At 63.0% G+C, this 15,522-nt stretch carries 12 protein-coding genes; 3 read left to right on the forward strand and 9 right to left on the reverse strand.

The window, feature by feature from the left end; all coding sequences use genetic code 11:
• Positions 1–293: 293 nt before the first annotated feature.
• From XF30_RS08405 to XF30_RS08445, 9 genes are all read right to left on the reverse strand, one after another.
• Positions 294–1,523 (reverse strand): ABC transporter substrate-binding protein, encoded by a 1,230-nt coding sequence (locus XF30_RS08405; RefSeq protein WP_035997932.1) that lies wholly within the window; start codon positions 1,521–1,523, stop codon positions 294–296.
• Positions 1,524–1,701: 178 nt separating this feature from the next.
• Entirely contained in the window at positions 1,702–2,931 is a 1,230-nt protein-coding gene (locus XF30_RS08410) for an ABC transporter substrate-binding protein (protein WP_035997935.1), read from the reverse strand.
• A 248-nt stretch (positions 2,932–3,179) separates the two neighbouring features.
• Positions 3,180–4,406: an ABC transporter substrate-binding protein gene (locus XF30_RS08415; RefSeq protein ID WP_109142407.1), complete on the reverse strand. Its 1,227-nt coding sequence runs from the start codon at positions 4,404–4,406 to the stop codon at positions 3,180–3,182.
• Positions 4,407–4,522: 116 nt separating this feature from the next.
• On the reverse strand, positions 4,523–5,758 hold the full coding sequence (locus XF30_RS08420) for an ABC transporter substrate-binding protein (RefSeq protein WP_109142408.1): 1,236 nt from the start codon (positions 5,756–5,758) through the stop codon (positions 4,523–4,525).
• A 30-nt stretch (positions 5,759–5,788) separates the two neighbouring features.
• Positions 5,789–6,808, reverse strand: coding sequence for a branched-chain amino acid ABC transporter permease (locus XF30_RS08425; RefSeq protein ID WP_036021517.1), 1,020 nt, complete (start codon positions 6,806–6,808; stop codon positions 5,789–5,791).
• Positions 6,809–6,810: 2 nt separating this feature from the next.
• Positions 6,811–7,689 carry a branched-chain amino acid ABC transporter permease gene (locus XF30_RS08430; RefSeq protein ID WP_035997949.1) on the reverse strand — a complete coding sequence of 293 codons (879 nt, stop codon included), beginning with the start codon at positions 7,687–7,689 and terminating at the stop codon, positions 6,811–6,813.
• Between the two features lie 13 nt (positions 7,690–7,702).
• Positions 7,703–8,416: an ABC transporter ATP-binding protein gene (locus tag XF30_RS08435; RefSeq protein ID WP_035997952.1), complete on the reverse strand. Its 714-nt coding sequence runs from the start codon at positions 8,414–8,416 to the stop codon at positions 7,703–7,705.
• Positions 8,413–9,210, reverse strand: a complete 798-nt coding sequence (locus XF30_RS08440) for an ABC transporter ATP-binding protein (protein ID WP_057028181.1) — start codon at positions 9,208–9,210, stop codon at positions 8,413–8,415. Before XF30_RS08440 ends, XF30_RS08435 begins: the two co-directional genes overlap by 4 nt.
• 66 nt (positions 9,211–9,276) lie before the next feature.
• Positions 9,277–10,143 (reverse strand): IclR family transcriptional regulator, encoded by an 867-nt coding sequence (locus XF30_RS08445; RefSeq protein WP_035997958.1) that lies wholly within the window; start codon positions 10,141–10,143, stop codon positions 9,277–9,279.
• 130 nt (positions 10,144–10,273) lie between these two features.
• On the opposite strand from XF30_RS08445, the gene XF30_RS08450 reads away from it, so the two are divergent.
• From XF30_RS08450 to pimC, 3 genes are all read left to right on the forward strand, one after another.
• Positions 10,274–12,370, forward strand: coding sequence for a 3-hydroxyacyl-CoA dehydrogenase NAD-binding domain-containing protein (locus XF30_RS08450; protein WP_109142409.1), 2,097 nt, complete (start codon positions 10,274–10,276; stop codon positions 12,368–12,370).
• Positions 12,371–12,528: 158 nt separating this feature from the next.
• Positions 12,529–14,223 (forward strand): dicarboxylate--CoA ligase PimA, encoded by a 1,695-nt coding sequence (gene pimA, locus XF30_RS08455; protein WP_109142410.1) that lies wholly within the window; start codon positions 12,529–12,531, stop codon positions 14,221–14,223.
• Positions 14,224–14,242: 19 nt separating this feature from the next.
• Positions 14,243–15,433: a pimeloyl-CoA dehydrogenase large subunit gene (gene pimC / locus XF30_RS08460; protein ID WP_035997966.1), complete on the forward strand. Its 1,191-nt coding sequence runs from the start codon at positions 14,243–14,245 to the stop codon at positions 15,431–15,433.
• Positions 15,434–15,522 lie beyond the last annotated feature (89 nt).

Raw genomic sequence — 15,522 nt, forward strand, 5'->3', positions numbered from 1 at the left:
CCCCTGGGCGCAGGTCGCAGGTGAGGGGCCAGCACCATTTCGGGATGGGCGGCGGCGACGGCCGCCTCGTAGAGCGCGCGGAGCAGGGGGCGTCGGTCGGTCATGGACAATTGCCTTGCGCAGACTGGACTGGCGGCGAGGAGGTCGCCGCCATCTGCCTACCGCATCGTGTGCCAAAGCGTAAGCGCCTTCGCCGTCATTCGATTGTGCAATCGCGTGATCATAATTGCCACACAAGCAGAAGCCCCCTGCGCGATCAGCGCAGGGGGCTCGTCGTCCGGGCTTTGAAGCTTCTAGCCGCCGGCGTCGGCGCTGATCACCTCGCCGAACAGGTCCCACTTGTCGCCCTTGAACTTCATCAGCTGCAGCGAGCTGATCGGTGCGAAGTCGTTCGGCCCGGTACTGATCTTGATGCCGGGCAGCAGCACTTCGGTGCGGAAGTCCTTCAGGCTCGCCGCCTGCTTCATGACGTTCTCGCGCGTGAGATTGTCGCCGCATTTCTTCAGCACTTCGACCAGCGTCTGCGCGACGCCGTAGCCGACGATGGTGCCGCCGTCGAGCTTGTCGCCCTCGGGGAAGTACTTCGTCATGAACTCCAGGAACGCCTTCATGCCGGCGTCGTCCTTCCACTGCGGATCGGAGACGTCCTTCAGATAGGCGGCCGAGATGATGTCCTGCGAATTCTCGAAGCCGGCGGGCTTGATCACGCTGCCGACCGAGGCCGAGACGTTGTTGAGGAAGTGGGTCGGCTTCCAGCCGATCTCGGAGATCTTCTTGATCGCCTGCGCCGCGAACTTCGGCGTGGTGATGTTGATGAAGACGTCGGCGCCGGTGGCTTTCAGCTTGACGATGTGGTTGTCGATGGTCGGCTCCGACGTCTCGTAGCTTTCCTCCAGCACGATCATGCTCGCGGCCTTGGCCCCCAAGCCGTCCTTCAGGCCCTTCAGGTAATCCTTGCCGTAATCGTCGTTCTGGTAGAGCACGCCGATCTTGGCGTTCGGCATGGCCTTGAGGATGTATTTCGCGTAGATCTGCGTCTCGCTCTGGTAGTTGGGTTGCCAGCCCATGGTCCACGGGAAGTTCTGCGGATCGTTCCACTTGGTAGCGCCGGTGGCGACGAACAGCTGCGGCACCTTCTTCGAGTTCATGTATTTCTGGATCGCGGAGTTCGGCGGCGTGCCGAGCGAGTTGAAGACGAGCAGCACCTCGTCGCTCTCGACCAGCTTGCGCGCCTGCTCCACCGTCTTCGGCGGCGAGTAGGCGTCGTCGTAGGAGACGAAATTGATCTTGCGGCCGTTGATGCCGCCCTCTTCGTTGATCTTCTTGAAATAGGCGGCTTCGGTGCGACCGATGATGCCGTAGGCGGAGGCCGGTCCGCTGTAGGGCATGATGTTGCCGATCTTGATCTCGGTGTCGGTCGCACCTGTATCGTATTTTTTCTGGGCCGTTGCGGTTGAGGCCGAGGCCGCGATGAGCGCGAGCGCCAATGATGCGGCCGCAAGCTTGCCGGTGACAGCAGGCATTCCAATCTCCCTGTTTTTTCTTTGTGTGTGCGTCCCTTTTCTTGTCTCGTTTTTCTTCGCGACGCGGCCGCAATTCAATACGATTTGCCTGAACGCTTCAAGGAAAAGCCCCTGCGGCATGGCCGCAGGGGCTGCGTCTTTAGTCGATTTGGCTACATCTTGAGCAAGTGGTTAATGGTCAGCCGCCGACGTCGCCGCTCAGCACCTCGCCAAATGGCACCCAATGCTCGCCCTTGAACCGGATCAGCTGCAGTTGCGAGAGCGGCGCGAAATCGGTCGCCGAGGTGTTGACCTTGATGCCCGGCAACAGGCCCGCCGGCTCGAAGTCCTTGATGTTGGCGGCCTGCTTCATGATGTTCTCGCGGGTGAGATTGTCACCGCAGGCCTTGAGCACGTGAACGAGGCCTTGGGCGACGATGTAGCCGTACATTACCGAGGCATCGGCGCGGTTCGCTTCCGGATAGTACTTATCCAGAAATTCGTTCCAGGCGATCATCGCCTTGTCGTTTTTCCACTGCGCGTCGGTCGGATCCTTGAAATATTGCGACGAGATGATGTCCTGCGCGTTCTCGAATCCGGCCGGCTTGATTACGCTGCCGATCGAGGCCGAGACGTTGTTGAGGAAGTGCAGCGGCTTCCAGCCGATCTCGGCGTTCTTCTTGATCGCCTGTGCCGCGAATTTCGGCGTCGTGATGTTGAAGAACACGTCGGCGTTGGTCGACTTCATCTTGACGATGTGGGAGTCAATGGTCGGCTCGGAGACTTCGTAGCTGTCCTCGATGACGATCATCGAGGCGGCCTTGGCTCCGAGCCCGTCCTTGAACCCCTTCAGATAGTCCTTGCCGTAATCGTCGTTCTGGTAGAGCACGGCGATCTTGGCGTTCGGATGGTTCTTCAGGATGTACTTGGCGTAGATGATCGACTCGATCTGGTAGTTGGGTTGCCAGCCCATCGTCCACGGGAAGGTCTGCGGGTCGTTCCACTTCGTGGCGCCGGTGGCGACGAACAGCTGCGGAACCTTCTTCTGGTTCATGTACTTCTGGATCGCCGAGTTCGGCGGGGTGCCGAGCGAGTTGAAGATCAGCAGCACCTCGTCGCTCTCGACCAGCTTGCGCGCCTGCTCCACGGTCTTCGGCGGGGAATAGGCGTCGTCATAGGTGATGAAGTTGATCTTGCGGCCGTTAATGCCGCCTTCTGCGTTGATCTTGCGGAAATAGGCCTCTTCGGTCTTGCCGATCACGCCGTAGGCGGACGCGGGACCGCTATAGGGCATGATGTTGCCGATCTTGATCTCCGTGTCGGATGCGCCGGTGTCGTATTTCTTCTGCGCGAGCGCTGTCGTGGACAGCGTGGCGGCTAGCACGAGGGCAGCCGAGAAGGCCCCCAATCGCACATGCATTGCAGGCATTTTGATCTCCCTGGACAGGATTGAATGTGTCGTTTGTTCTTATTGGGAGCGATCGTTGCGCGTCGCTCCGTCACGCATTCAATACCTATCCACGGCCGTCAGCAAGAAGAACGCCTGCACGGGCCTCGCGCAGGCGGCGATCTCGTCGAAGGCGGTGCTGAATATTCCGGCGCGTGAGATTCTTTTTGCGGGGCAAACTCACCGCTTGAGTTGCTTTACGAGAAGGCGGCTATTTTGAATTGCGTCGTTCAGTGGCTCATCTCGCTCGAGATGATGTCGCCGAACAGCTCCCATTTCCTGCCCTTGAAGCGCATCATCTGCAGCTGCTCGATCGGGGCGAAATCGTCGGGCGCGGTGTTGATCTTGATGCCTGGCAGCAGCGTGTCGGGTGCGAAGTCCTTCAGGCTGGCGGCCTGCTTCATGACGTTCTCGCGGGTGAGATCGTCGCCGCACATCTGCAGCACCTTCACGATGGTCTGTGCGGCGGCATAGCCGTACACGACGCCGGCATCGAGCTTGTTGGCCCTGGGCTCGTATTGCGCGAGGAAACTGTAGAACTTCTTCATGCCGTCGTCGGCATTCCACTGCGGGTCGGAGCCGTCCTTGGTGTAGGTCGCCGACAGGATGCCTTGCGAGACTTCAATGCCCGCCGGCTCCAATACGCCGCTGACCGAAGCCGAGACGTTGGAGATGATGTGCATCGGATGCCAGTTGATCTCCGCGGCTTTCTTGATTCCCTGCGCGGCGAATTTCTGGTTGGTGAGGCTGATGAAGATATCGGCGCCGGCCGCCTTCAGCTTCACGACTCGCTCGTCGATTGCGGGCTCGGACGTGTCGTAGGCTTCCTCCCGCACGATCATCGAAGCCTTGGCGCCGAGGCCCTCCTTCAACCCGTTTAGATAGTCCTTGCCGAAATCGTCGTTCTGGTAGAGCACGCCGATCTTTCCGTTTGGCTTCTCCTTCATGATGTATTTGGCATAGATCCGGGCCTCGCTGACGTAGCTCGGCTGCCAGCCCATGGTCCAGGGATATTGCTTGGGGTCGTTCCATTTCGAGGCGCCGCTCGCCACGAACAATTGCGGCACCTTCTTCTCGTTCATGTACTTGCGGATGGCGCTGTTGGTGGAGGTGCCGAGCGAGCCGAAGATCAGCAGCACGTTGTCGCTCTCGACCAGTTTTCGCGCCTGTTCCACCGTCTTCGGCGGCGAATAGCCGTCGTCATAGGAGATGAATCTGATCTTGCGGCCGTTGATGCCGCCCTCGGCATTGATCTTGTTGAAGTAGGCTTCCTCGGTCCTGCCGATCGCAGCATAGCCGGAGGCCGGACCGCTGTAGGGCATGATGTTACCGATCTTGATCTCGGTATCGGACGCGCCGCTGTCGTATTTCTTCTGCGCCAGCGCCTCGCCGCTCATTGCAGTGCACAAGGCAAGCGCGGCCCAGAGCGTCGCAACCTGGGAACGAACGGCGGCCATTGCTCTCCTACCCCGGGATGGATCGATCGCATTGAACAAGATTGGCGCCTGTCGTCAACAAAAAGCCCCCGCGACTGTCCGCGGGGGCTCCTCGTCCTCGATCATCGCGTCACGCGTCACTCGGAGGCGACGTCACCGCTGATGATCTCGCCGAACAGTTCCCACTTCTCGCCCTTGAAGCGCATCATCTGCAGCTGCGCGATCGGAGCGAAGTCGGTGGCGCTGGTGTTGATCCTGACACCGGGCAGCAGCGTATCCGGAGCAAAGTCCTTCAACGAGGCAGCCTGCTTCATGATGTTGGCGCGGGTGAGATCGTCACCGCACATCTCCAGCACCTTGGCCAGCGTCGAGGCGGCGCCATAGCCATAAACCATGCTGGTGTCCGACTTGTCGGCACCCGGCATGTACTTGTCGACGAACTCGTTCCACTTCTTCATGCCGGGGTCGTTGGCCCATTGCGGATCCGTGGAGTCCTTGGCGTAGGCGGCCGACAGCACGCCCTGCGCGTTCTCGAAGCCGGCCGGCTTCATCACGCTACCGACCGAGATCGACACGTTGGTGAGGATCTGGAGCGGCTTCCAGCTGAGCTCGGCGGTCTTCTTGATGGTCTGGGCCGCGAACTTCGGCGTGGTGTAGATCAGGAGCACGTCGGGATTGGCGGCCTTGATCTTGACGATATGGCCGTCGATCGACGGCTCGGAGACCTCGTAGCTCTCCTCCATGACGATCATGGACGAGGCCTTGGCGCCGAGGCCGTCCTTGGTGCCCTTGAGGTAGTCTTTGCCGAAATCGTCGTTCTGGTAGAGGATTGCGATCTTGGCGTCCGGCTTCTCCTTCATCAGCCATTTCGCGTAGATCTGCGCTTCGCTCTGGTAGGAGGGCTGCCAGCCCATGGTCCAGGGGAAGTTCTTCGGGTCGTTCCACTTGGTGGCGCCGGTCGCGACGAAGAGCTGCGGGATCTTCTTGGAGTTGAGATACTTCTGGATCGCACTGTTCGAGGGCGTGCCGAGCGGGTTAAAAACGACCAGCACCTCGTCGCTCTCGACCAGCTTGCGAACCTGCTCGACAGCCTTCGGCGGCGAATAGCCGTCGTCATAGGTGACGAAGTTGATCTTGCGGCCGTTGATGCCGCCCTTGTCGTTGATCATCTTGAAATAGGCTTCTTCGGTCTTGCCGATGATGCCATAGGCCGACGCCGGACCGCTGTACGGCATGATGTTGCCGATCTTGATCTCGGTATCGGACGCGCCGGTGTCGTATTTCTTTTGGGCGAGTGCAGCGCCGGAGGTGAGAGTGATGGCCGCCGTTGCCGTGATCAGCGCGGCGGCTCGCAGTGTTCTTCCAAAATACAATTCGGTCTCCTTGGTTAATTCAACGGGTCTTCAGTTCTTCCTGAGCTTGCCGACGAGTTGCTGGCCCAGGATCGCGACCTGCCTTGCGCCATGCGGCACGAGGTAGATGACGAGGAACAGCAGCACGCCGAACACTGCGCCGGAGAGGCCCTTGGAGATGCTCTCCGCCATGTTCGGCACGAAGATGATGAAGGCCGCGCCGACGAACGAGCCGGGCAGCCAGCCGACGCCGCCGACCACCATGCCGAGGAACAGCGAGATCGCGAGCGTGATGGTGTAGCTGTCGGGCGCGACGAACTGCACCGCGATGGCGCCGAGCGAGCCGGCAACGCCGGTGATGCCGGCGGATACGCCGAAGGCCAGCGTCTTGTACAGCGCGACGTTGACGCCCATGGAGGAGGCCGCGATCTCGTTGTCGCGGATCGCCATGAAGGCGCGGCCCGAGCGGGAGCGCAACAGGTTCACCGAGAAGATGTAGATCGCGACCGTCACGGCAAGCGTGAAGTAGTACAGCCACATGTCCTGCGACATCGGCAAGCCGAACGGTGCGTCTGGCTTGGTGACGACGAGGCCCTGCACGCCGCCGGTCCAGTGCTCGAGGAAGTTCAGCTTGAGCAACTGCGGCATCGCGGTCGCGAGCGCAAAGGTCGCGAGCGCGAGATAGATGCCCGACAGCCGCAGCGCCGGCTTGCCGAACAGGTAACCGAATCCGAAGCAAATCACGGCGGAGATCGGAATGGTCAGCGCGTAGTTGACGTTGGCATGTTCCATCAGCACCGCAGACACATAGGCGCCGACGGCGTAGAACGCGCTCTGGCCGAGCGAGAACTGGCCGCTTCCGCCGGTCAGGATGTTCAGCGCCAGCACCGCGAGCCCGTAGATCAGGAGCATCGTCATCTGGAAGATGATGAAGTTCTTGACGAACATCGGCACGATCAACAGCGCGGCCAGCACCACCAGCGACGTGCCGGTGCCCAGCGTCATGGCCCGCTTCGGAACCGCCTCGACCGCCTCGTGGCCCTCGGCGACGACTTCTTCTGCTGCGCTCATGATCAAACTCGCTTGACGATATGCCGGCCGAACAGACCAGCGGGTTTGACGACCAGGACGGAGATGATCAGCGCGAGCGCGATCGGGAGTTTCAGCTCATTGCCGACGCCGGGGATGTAGGTACCGGCGAGGTTCTCGAACACGCCGACCAGAAAGCCGCCGACCACGGCGCCGAACGGGCTCGACAGCCCGCCGAGCACCGCCGCGGCGAAGCCGTAGATCAGCACGCCGCCCATCATGTTCGGCTCGAGGAATACGACAGGCGCGATCAGCATGCCGGCGATCGAGCCGATCGCGGTCGCCATGCCCCAGCCGAGCGCGATCATCCAGCTCGTGTTGATGCCCACGAGGCGGGCCGATTCGGGCACCGACGCTGCGGCTCGCATCGCAAGGCCGATGCGCGTGTACTGGAAGAAGAAATAGAGCGCGAGCAGCAGCGCCACGGTGACGCCGATCATGCCGGCCTGGTGCGTCGAGATCAGCTGGCTGCCGAGGAACGGTGCGGAGCCGAACGGGGTCGGATATTGCTTGATCGTGAAGTCCCAGATCAGGCCCGCCGAGGAGTTGATGATCGCAAACAGCGCGATGAAGCCGGCGACGTTGGTGAGCACCGGCGCCTTGACGAGCGGCTTGAATAGGATGCGCTCGATCGCGATGCCGGCAACGAAAGAAAATGCCAGCGTGATCAGGAAGGCAGCCCAATAAGACACGCCCCACTGCATCAGCTGCCATGAGATGAAAGTCGAGAACATCGCCATCTCGCCTTGCGCGAAGTTGAGATGGTCGATGGCCTGGTAGATCATGACCACGGCGAGCGCCATGCAGGCATAGATCGCCCCCGTGGCGATGCCGGCCAGGACCTGGTTGGTGAACAGCTCCATTGTGCCGGCTCCCTCAGTAACCCAGATAGGATTTGCGGATTTCTTCGTTGTTCGCGATGTCCTTGGCCTTGCCCGACATCACGATGCGCCCGGTCTCGATCACATAGGCCTGGTCGGCGAGCTCGAGCGCGAGCTGGGCGTTCTGCTCGACCACCAGGATCGAGACCTTGTCCTCGCGGTTGATCTTGCCGAGGATGCCGAACAGGTCGCGCACCACCAGCGGCGCGAGGCCGAAGGAGGGCTCGTCGAGCAGCATCAGCCGCGGCCGCAGCATCAGCGCGCGGGCGACCGCGAGCATCTGCTGCTCGCCGCCGGAGAGTGTGCCGGCCTGCTGGGTATGGCGCTGCTTCAACACCGGGAAATGCGCGTACATGCGCTCGATGTCGGAGACGATGCCGGCGCGGTCCTTGCGGGTGATGGCCCCGAGCTGGAGGTTCTCTTCCACCGTCATGTTGGTGAAGGTGCCGCGGCCCTGCGGCACGTGGGCGATGCCGAACCGCACGATGCTCTCGGTCGAACGGTTGTTCAGCGGCTTGCCTTCGAACTCGACGCCGCCGGTGGAGCGCACCATGTTGCAGATCGCGCGCAGTGTGGTGGTCTTGCCGGCGCCGTTGGCGCCCAGCAGCGTCACGAGCGAGCCCTCGTTGAGCGAGAAGGAAAGGCCATGGAGCGCCTGGACCTGGCCGTAATAAGCGCGCAGGTCCTTGACGTTGAGCAGTGGCGTCATTGATCCTTGCTCCCGAGATAGGCCTTGATGACGTCCGGGTCCGCCTGCACCTGGGCGGGCGTGCCTTCCGCGAGCTTCTTGCCGAAATTCAGCGCGACGACATGGTCGGCGATCGACATCACGAGGCCCATGTGATGCTCGACCAGGAGCACGGTCATATGGCGCTCGTCGCGGATTTTGCGGATGAGATCGCCGAGCACATGAACTTCCTCGTGGTTGAGGCCGCCGGCGGGTTCGTCGAGCAGCAGGATCTTCGGATCGGCCGCCAGCGCACGCGCTAGCTCGACCCGCTTCTGCGTACCGAACGGTAGGCCGGACACGACGGTGTGGGCGACGTCCTCGAGGTCGAGGTAAGCAAGGATCTCGTGCACCTTCTTGTTGATGTTGGTCTCGCTGCGCCGGACCCAGGCAAGCTTCAGGGAGTCGCTGATAATGTCGCTCGAGGTCTTCGAATGGGCGCCGACGCGGACGTTGTCCATCACCGAAAGGTTGGGAAACAGCGCCACGTTCTGGAAGGTGCGGCCGATGCCGATCTCGGCGATCCGGTGCGGCGGCCGCGTCAGGATGCTCACGCCGTCCATCAAGATGTCGCCGGACGACGGCTGGTACAGCCGCGACAGGCAGTTGAAGAGCGTGGTCTTGCCGGCGCCGTTCGGGCCGATCAATCCGAGGATGGCTCCCTTGTGCATGTCGAAGGACACGCCGTTGAGCGCGACGATGCCGCCGAACACGACGCTGACGTCGCGAACCGCGAGCAGGGGCGATGTACCCTGCGCGAGCTGTGCCTGCGTCATCTCGTCTCGCTCACGACGTACAGTGAGCGATGGGGCGATGCGAGCCGCTCCCGATGATGACAAAGGCTATCTGAATCCCTCGGCCACACGCGCAACTTTTCCTCCTGATTTCAGCTTTTTGCTGATGTCTTTTTTTGAATGCGGCATCAGACCCCCGAGCGCCGCCTCGATGTTCCTTACCATCGCTAAGAGACGCGGTCCAATGTCGTTGATCAAACGCTCTTCCGTGAAACGGAATGCGGGCGCGCCGCAATTGAATGCGTAAGGCCCGGTTCCGTCGTTGAGCTTGAGCGCGACGCCGGCGGCGCCGATGTCGTCGTGCCAATCGCCGACCGAAATCGCAAAGCCGTATTTCGCGACCGTCTCGCCGGAACGTTCCAAGCCCTCGCGCATCTTCGGCCAGCGGCTGCCGTAATGTTCGCGCAGGATGCGCGACACTTCGGCGCGACCTTCGTCATCGAGTGCCCAGAAATAGGCGCGGCCCATCGCACTGGTTGCAATCGGCACGCGCGAGCCGACGTCAAGTTGAACGCCGACGGTCTCGCTGCCGCGGCTCTGCCCGAAATAGATCATGCTGTGGCGGTCACGGCCGCCGACGGCGACGGCGCCGCCGGTCGCGCGCATCACCTCTTCGCGGAACGGTTCGGACAAATGCCGAACGCCCAGATTGGCCAGCGCCGCGTAGCCGAGCGACATCGCTGCCGGGGCGAGCTGGTACTTCTCGAAGCGGGGAACCGGCGTCAGATAGCCAAGCTTGGTCAGCGTGTAGGTCAGCCGCGACACGGTGGGCTTGGGCAGATTGGTGCGGGACGCAATCTCCTGATTGCCCAGCAGGCCGTCATTGGGTTGGAACGCGCGCAATACTTCCAGTCCGCGGGAAAGCGCGACGACGAAATTCCGATCGGTCGCGGTCTTCTTTCCTGTACGCTTCATCCCTGATCTGCTTCTTGCGCGGAGTCGTTGACAACGTCCGTGCTTCAAAATAACCCTGCCGTCAAGATGCGGAATTAAATTCCGCAATGCGAAATCGAATAAAAGTAAATCCCCACCAAGGAGGGACACCGTGAGCGAAGTGGTCAAGCTTGAGCGTCATGATGAAGTCGGGATCGTCACGGTCAACAGCCCGCCGGTCAATGCGCTGAGTGCCGCAGTCCGCGGCGGGATCCTCGAGTGCATCAAGGCCGCGATCGCCGATCCCTCCATCAAGGGCATCGTGCTGACCTGCGCCGGTCGCACCTTCATTGCCGGTGCCGACATCACCGAGTTCGGCAAGCCGCCGAAGCCGCCCGCGCTCAACGACGTGCTGTCCGAGATCGAAAACTCGCCCAAGCCGGTCGTTGCCGCGATCCACGGCACCGCGCTCGGCGGCGGCCTCGAGGTCGCGCTGGCCTGCCATTTCCGCGTCGCGGTGAAAGAGGCCAAGCTCGGCCTGCCCGAGGTGAAGCTCGGACTTCTGCCCGGCGCCGGTGGCACCCAGCGCCTGCCCCGTGCGGTGGGCCCGGAGCTTGCGGTCAAGATGATCGTCGGCGGCGACCCGATCGGGGCGGCGGAGGCGCTGAAGAACGGCCTGATCGAGGAGATCGTCGAGGGCCCGGCCTCCGGCGGCGAGGCTTTCGTGCGCAAGCTGCTCGCGGAGAAGCGCGCGCTGCGCCGCCTGCGCGACGACGATTCCAAGCTCGCAGCCGCCAAGGCCGACCGCTCGATCTTTACCAATGCGGTCGCCGCCATGACCAAGAAGTCGCGCGGCCTCGAGGCGCCGTTCGCCGCCGCCGATGCCGTCGGCTACGCCATCGACCTGCCGTTCGACGAAGGCCTGAAGAAGGAGCGCGAGGGCTTCCTCAAGCTCGTCGCCAGCGACCAGTCCAAGGCGCAGCGCTACGCCTTCTTCGCCGAGCGCGAGGCCAACAAGATCGCCGGCGTTCCTGAAGGCACCAAGCCGCGGCCCGTGAACCGCGTCGCCATTCTCGGTGCCGGCACCATGGGCGGCGGCATCGCGATGTCCTTCGCCAATGCCGGCATTCCCGTCACCCTGATCGAGACCGGCGAGGAGCAGCTCAAGCGCGGCATGGGCGTGATGCAGAAGAACTGGGAAGCGACCGCCGCGCGCGGCGGCATCCCGGCCGATGCGCCCGCCAAGCGCATGGCGCTGATCAACGGCGTCGTCGGCATCGAGAATGTCGGCGATGCCGATCTCGTCATCGAGGCCGTGTTCGAGACCATGGCGGTCAAGAAGGAGGTGTTCGGCAAGCTCGACCAGTACGCCAAGCCGGGCGCCGTGCTCGCCTCCAACACCTCGTATCTCAATATCGACGAGATCGCGAAGTCGACCAAGCGTCCGCAGGACGTGCTCGGCATGCACTTCTTCTCGCCGGCGAACGTCATGAAGCTGTGCGAGATCGTGCGCGCCGACAAGACCGCGCCGGATGCGCTGGTGACTGCGGTGACCATCGCGCGAAAAATCGCGAAGGTGCCGGCCGTGGTCGGCGTCTGCGACGGCTTCGTCGGCAACCGCATGCTGGCCCAGCGCGGCAAGCAGTCCGAGAAGCTGCTGTTCGAGGGCGCGCTGCCGCAGCAGGTCGATGCCGTCGTCACCAAGTTCGGCATGCCGATGGGCCCGTTCGCGATGAGCGATCTCGCCGGCCTCGACATCGGCTGGCGCTCGCGTAAGGACCGCGGCATCAAGTCGGAGATCGCGGACGCGCTGTGCGAGGCCGGCCGCTTCGGCCAGAAGACCGGCAAGGGCTATTACAAGTACGAGCAGGGTTCTCGTGCGCCGCTGCCCGACCCCGACGTCGAGAAGCTGATCGACGAGACCTTGCTGCGTCTCGGCCGCAAGAAGCGCATCGTCAGCGACGAGGAGATCCTCGAGCGCATGATGTATCCGATGATCAACGAGGGCGCGAAGATCCTGGAAGAGGGCATCGCCGCGCGTCCCAGCGACATCGACGTGGTCTGGCTCTACGGCTATGGCTGGCCGATCTACCGTGGCGGCCCGATGTTCTGGGCCGACAGCGTCGGCCTCAAGCACATCGCCGATCGTCTCGCCTTCTACGCTAAGGAGACCAACGATCCGAGCCTCGAGCCCGCCCCGCTGCTGAAGAAGCTCGCCGCGGAGGGCAAGACGTTTGCGTCGCTGGCTGCGGAGTCGAAAGCAGCGTGATCGGGGCTTCGTCCCAACCTTCGTCATTCCGGGATGCGCCGCAAGGCGCAGGCCCGGAATCCATAACCCCAGCTGGTGGTTATGGATTCCGGGCTCGCGACTTCGTCGCGCCCCGGAATGACGGTCTGTGTTAGTTGTTCGCTCGAGCAATCAGGAAAATGACCCATCCCGGCGAACAGTTTTATCCCGAGGGCGTGCGGTGGGACGACACCATCGTCCAGGGCACGCTGCCGGACCTTCTCGCCAAGGCCGCCGCCGATTACGGCCCGCGCACCGCGCTGGAATTCCGCGACCGGCCGATCAGCTACGCCGAACTCGCAAGCTTGGCCGATCGTGCCGCCGCGGCGTTCCTGCGCGCTGGCATCGGCAGGAACAGCTCGGTCGCGCTGTTCCTCGGCAACACGCCCGATCATCCCGTCAGCTTCTTCGGCGCGCTGAAGGCCGGGGGCCGCGTCGCGCATCTGTCGCCGCTCGACGGCGAGATCGCGCTGACGCACAAGATCACCGATTCCGGCTCGCGCCTGCTCGTCACCTCCAACCTCCAGGCCCTGCTGCCGACCGCGCTGAAATTCCTGGAGAAGGGCCTGATCGACACGCTCGTCGTCTGCGAGGACGATCGTTGGGGCAAGGTCGGCACGCCGCAGGCGGCAATCCCCGACGATCCCCGCATCGTCACCTTCGCGGCTTTCGTCGAGGGCGCCGCCGCGCCGGCGCAATGGCCTGTCGTTGCGGCCGACGACGTCGCGCTGCTGCAATATACCGGCGGCACCACCGGCCTGCCGAAGGGCGCGATGCTCACGCACGGCAATCTCACCTCGGCGGTGTCGATCTACGACGTCTGGGGCAAGCCGGCCCGTGCCGCGCGCGGCGAGACAATCGAGCGCGTGATCTGCGTGCTGCCGCTGTTCCACATCTACGCGCTCACGGTGGTGCTGCTGTCCTCGCTCCGCCGCGGCAATCTGATCTCGCTGCATCAGCGCTTCGACGTCGAAGCCGTGATGCGCGACATCGAGGTCAAGCGCGCCACCTATTTCCCCGGCGTGCCGACGATGTGGATCGCGATCGCCGCGCTGCCCGATCTCGACAAACGCGATTTCTCCTCGCTGGTCACCATCGGCTCCGGCGGCGCGCCGCTGCCGGTGGAGATTGCGAGCTTCTTCGAGCGCAAGGTCGGCAAGAAGCTGAAGAGCGGCTGGGGCATGACCGAGACCTGCTCGCCCGGCACCGGCCATCCGCCCGAGGGCCCCGAGAAACCGGGCTCGATCGGCCTGACGCTGCCCGGCATCGAGCTCGACGTCGTCGCGCTCGACGATCCCAGGCGCGTGCTGCCACCGGGTGAGATCGGCGAGATCCGCATCAAGGGCCCGAACGTCACCAAGGGCTACTGGAACAAGCCGGAGGGATCCACGGAAGCCTTCGTCGATGGCCGCTTTCTCACCGGCGACATCGGCTATGTCGATGCCGACGGCTACTTCTTCCTGGTCGACCGCAAGAAGGACATGATCATCTCCGGCGGTTTCAACGTCTATCCGCAGATGATCGAGCAGGCGATCTACACCATCCCGGGCGTGCACGAGGTGATCGTGCTCGGCATTCCCGATCCCTATCGCGGCGAAGCCGCCAAGGCCTTCATCAAGCTGAGGCCCGAGGCAAAGCCGTTCACGCTCGACGAGCTGCGCGCGCAGCTTGCCGGCAAGCTCGGCAGGCACGAATTGCCGGCCGCGGTCGAGTTCGTCGACGACCTGCCGCGGACGCCGGTCGGGAAATTGTCGCGCCACGAATTGCGCCAGCAGCAGAAACCGCTATCCGGGATTCGCGCTGCTGATGCCCCCGCAATGACGAAAATGAAGTAACGTTTCACAGGAGGATCCAATGGATCTCGCATTCACTAGAGAAGAGCAGGCGTTTCGCGACGAAGTGCGGCAGTTCTTCCGCGACAACGTGCCGCCGGATACGCGGCGCAAGCTGGTCGAGGGCCGTCACCTCTCCAAGGACGAGATGGTGACGTGGTGGCGCATCCTCAACAAGAAGGGCTGGGGCGTCAGCCATTGGCCGAAGGAATATGGCGGCACCGGCTGGACCAGCGTGCAGCACTACATCTTCAACGAGGAGCTGCAGTCCTATCCGGCGCCGCAGCCGCTCGCCTTCGGCGTCAGCATGGTCGGCCCCGTCATCTACACCTTCGGCAACGAGGAGCAGAAGAAGAAGTACCTGCCGCGCATCGCCAATGTCGACGATTGGTGGTGCCAGGGCTTTTCGGAGCCCGGCTCCGGCTCCGACCTCGCCTCGCTCAAGACCAAGGCCGAGCGCCGTGGCGACAAATGGATCATCAACGGCCAGAAGACCTGGACCACGCTCGCCCAGCACGCCGACATGATCTTCTGCCTCTGCCGCACCGACAACAACGCCAAGAAGCAGATGGGCATCTCCTTCATCGTGTTCTCGATGAAGTCGAAGGGCGTCACCGTTCGCCCGATCCAGACCATCGACGGCGGCCGTGAGGTCAACGAGGTCTTCTTCGATGACGTCGAGGTTCCCTACGAGAACCTGATCGGCGAGGAGAACAAGGGTTGGGACTACGCCAAGTTCCTGCTCGGCAATGAGCGCACCGGCATCGCCCGCGTCGGCGTCTCCAAGGAGCGCATCCGCCGCATCAAGGATCTGGCCTCGAAGGTCGAATCCGCCGGCAAGCCGATCATCCAGGATCCCGCCTTCCGCGAGAAGCTGGCGGCCTGCGAGATCGAGCTGAAGGCGCTCGAGCTCACCCAGCTGCGCGTCGTCGCCGACGAAGGCAAGCACGGCAAGGGCAAGCCCAATCCGGCCTCCTCGGTGCTGAAGATCAAGGGCTCGGAGATCCAGCAGACCACCACCGAGCTGCTGATGGAAGTGATCGGCCCGTTCGCCGCGCCTTACGACGTGCACGGCGACGATGGCTCGAACGAAGCCATGGACTGGACCGCCCAGATCGCGCCGAGCTACTTCAACAACCGCAAGGTCTCGATCTACGGCGGCTCCAACGAGATCCAGCGCAACATCATCGCCAAGGCGGTGCTGGGGCTGTGATCTGCCACCTCTCCGCGACCGCGGGGAGGGCAATATTTCCACCGTCATTCCGGGGCGCGACGAAGTCGCGAACCCGGAATCCATCGGGC

The sequence above is a fragment of the Bradyrhizobium sp. SUTN9-2 genome (assembly GCF_003122645.1).
In the GTDB taxonomy this organism is placed as follows: domain Bacteria; phylum Pseudomonadota; class Alphaproteobacteria; order Rhizobiales; family Xanthobacteraceae; genus Bradyrhizobium; species Bradyrhizobium yuanmingense.

Excerpts from the sequence above, each read along its gene's own strand:
- XF30_RS08405 (WP_035997932.1), bottom strand. The coding sequence starts at position 1,523 with ATGCCTGCTGTCACCGGCAAGCTTGCGGCCGCATCATTGGCGCTCGCG.
- XF30_RS08410 (WP_035997935.1), bottom strand. The coding sequence starts at position 2,931 with ATGCCTGCAATGCATGTGCGATTGGGGGCCTTCTCGGCTGCCCTCGTG.
- XF30_RS08415 (WP_109142407.1), bottom strand. The coding sequence starts at position 4,406 with ATGGCCGCCGTTCGTTCCCAGGTTGCGACGCTCTGGGCCGCGCTTGCC.
- XF30_RS08425 (WP_036021517.1), bottom strand. The coding sequence starts at position 6,808 with ATGAGCGCAGCAGAAGAAGTCGTCGCCGAGGGCCACGAGGCGGTCGAG.
- XF30_RS08430 (WP_035997949.1), bottom strand. The coding sequence starts at position 7,689 with ATGGAGCTGTTCACCAACCAGGTCCTGGCCGGCATCGCCACGGGGGCG.
- XF30_RS08435 (WP_035997952.1), bottom strand. The coding sequence starts at position 8,416 with ATGACGCCACTGCTCAACGTCAAGGACCTGCGCGCTTATTACGGCCAG.
- XF30_RS08440 (WP_057028181.1), bottom strand. The coding sequence starts at position 9,210 with ATGACGCAGGCACAGCTCGCGCAGGGTACATCGCCCCTGCTCGCGGTT.
- XF30_RS08445 (WP_035997958.1), bottom strand. The coding sequence starts at position 10,143 with ATGAAGCGTACAGGAAAGAAGACCGCGACCGATCGGAATTTCGTCGTC.
- pimA (WP_109142410.1), top strand. The coding sequence starts at position 12,529 with ATGACCCATCCCGGCGAACAGTTTTATCCCGAGGGCGTGCGGTGGGAC.
- pimC (WP_035997966.1), top strand. The coding sequence starts at position 14,243 with ATGGATCTCGCATTCACTAGAGAAGAGCAGGCGTTTCGCGACGAAGTG.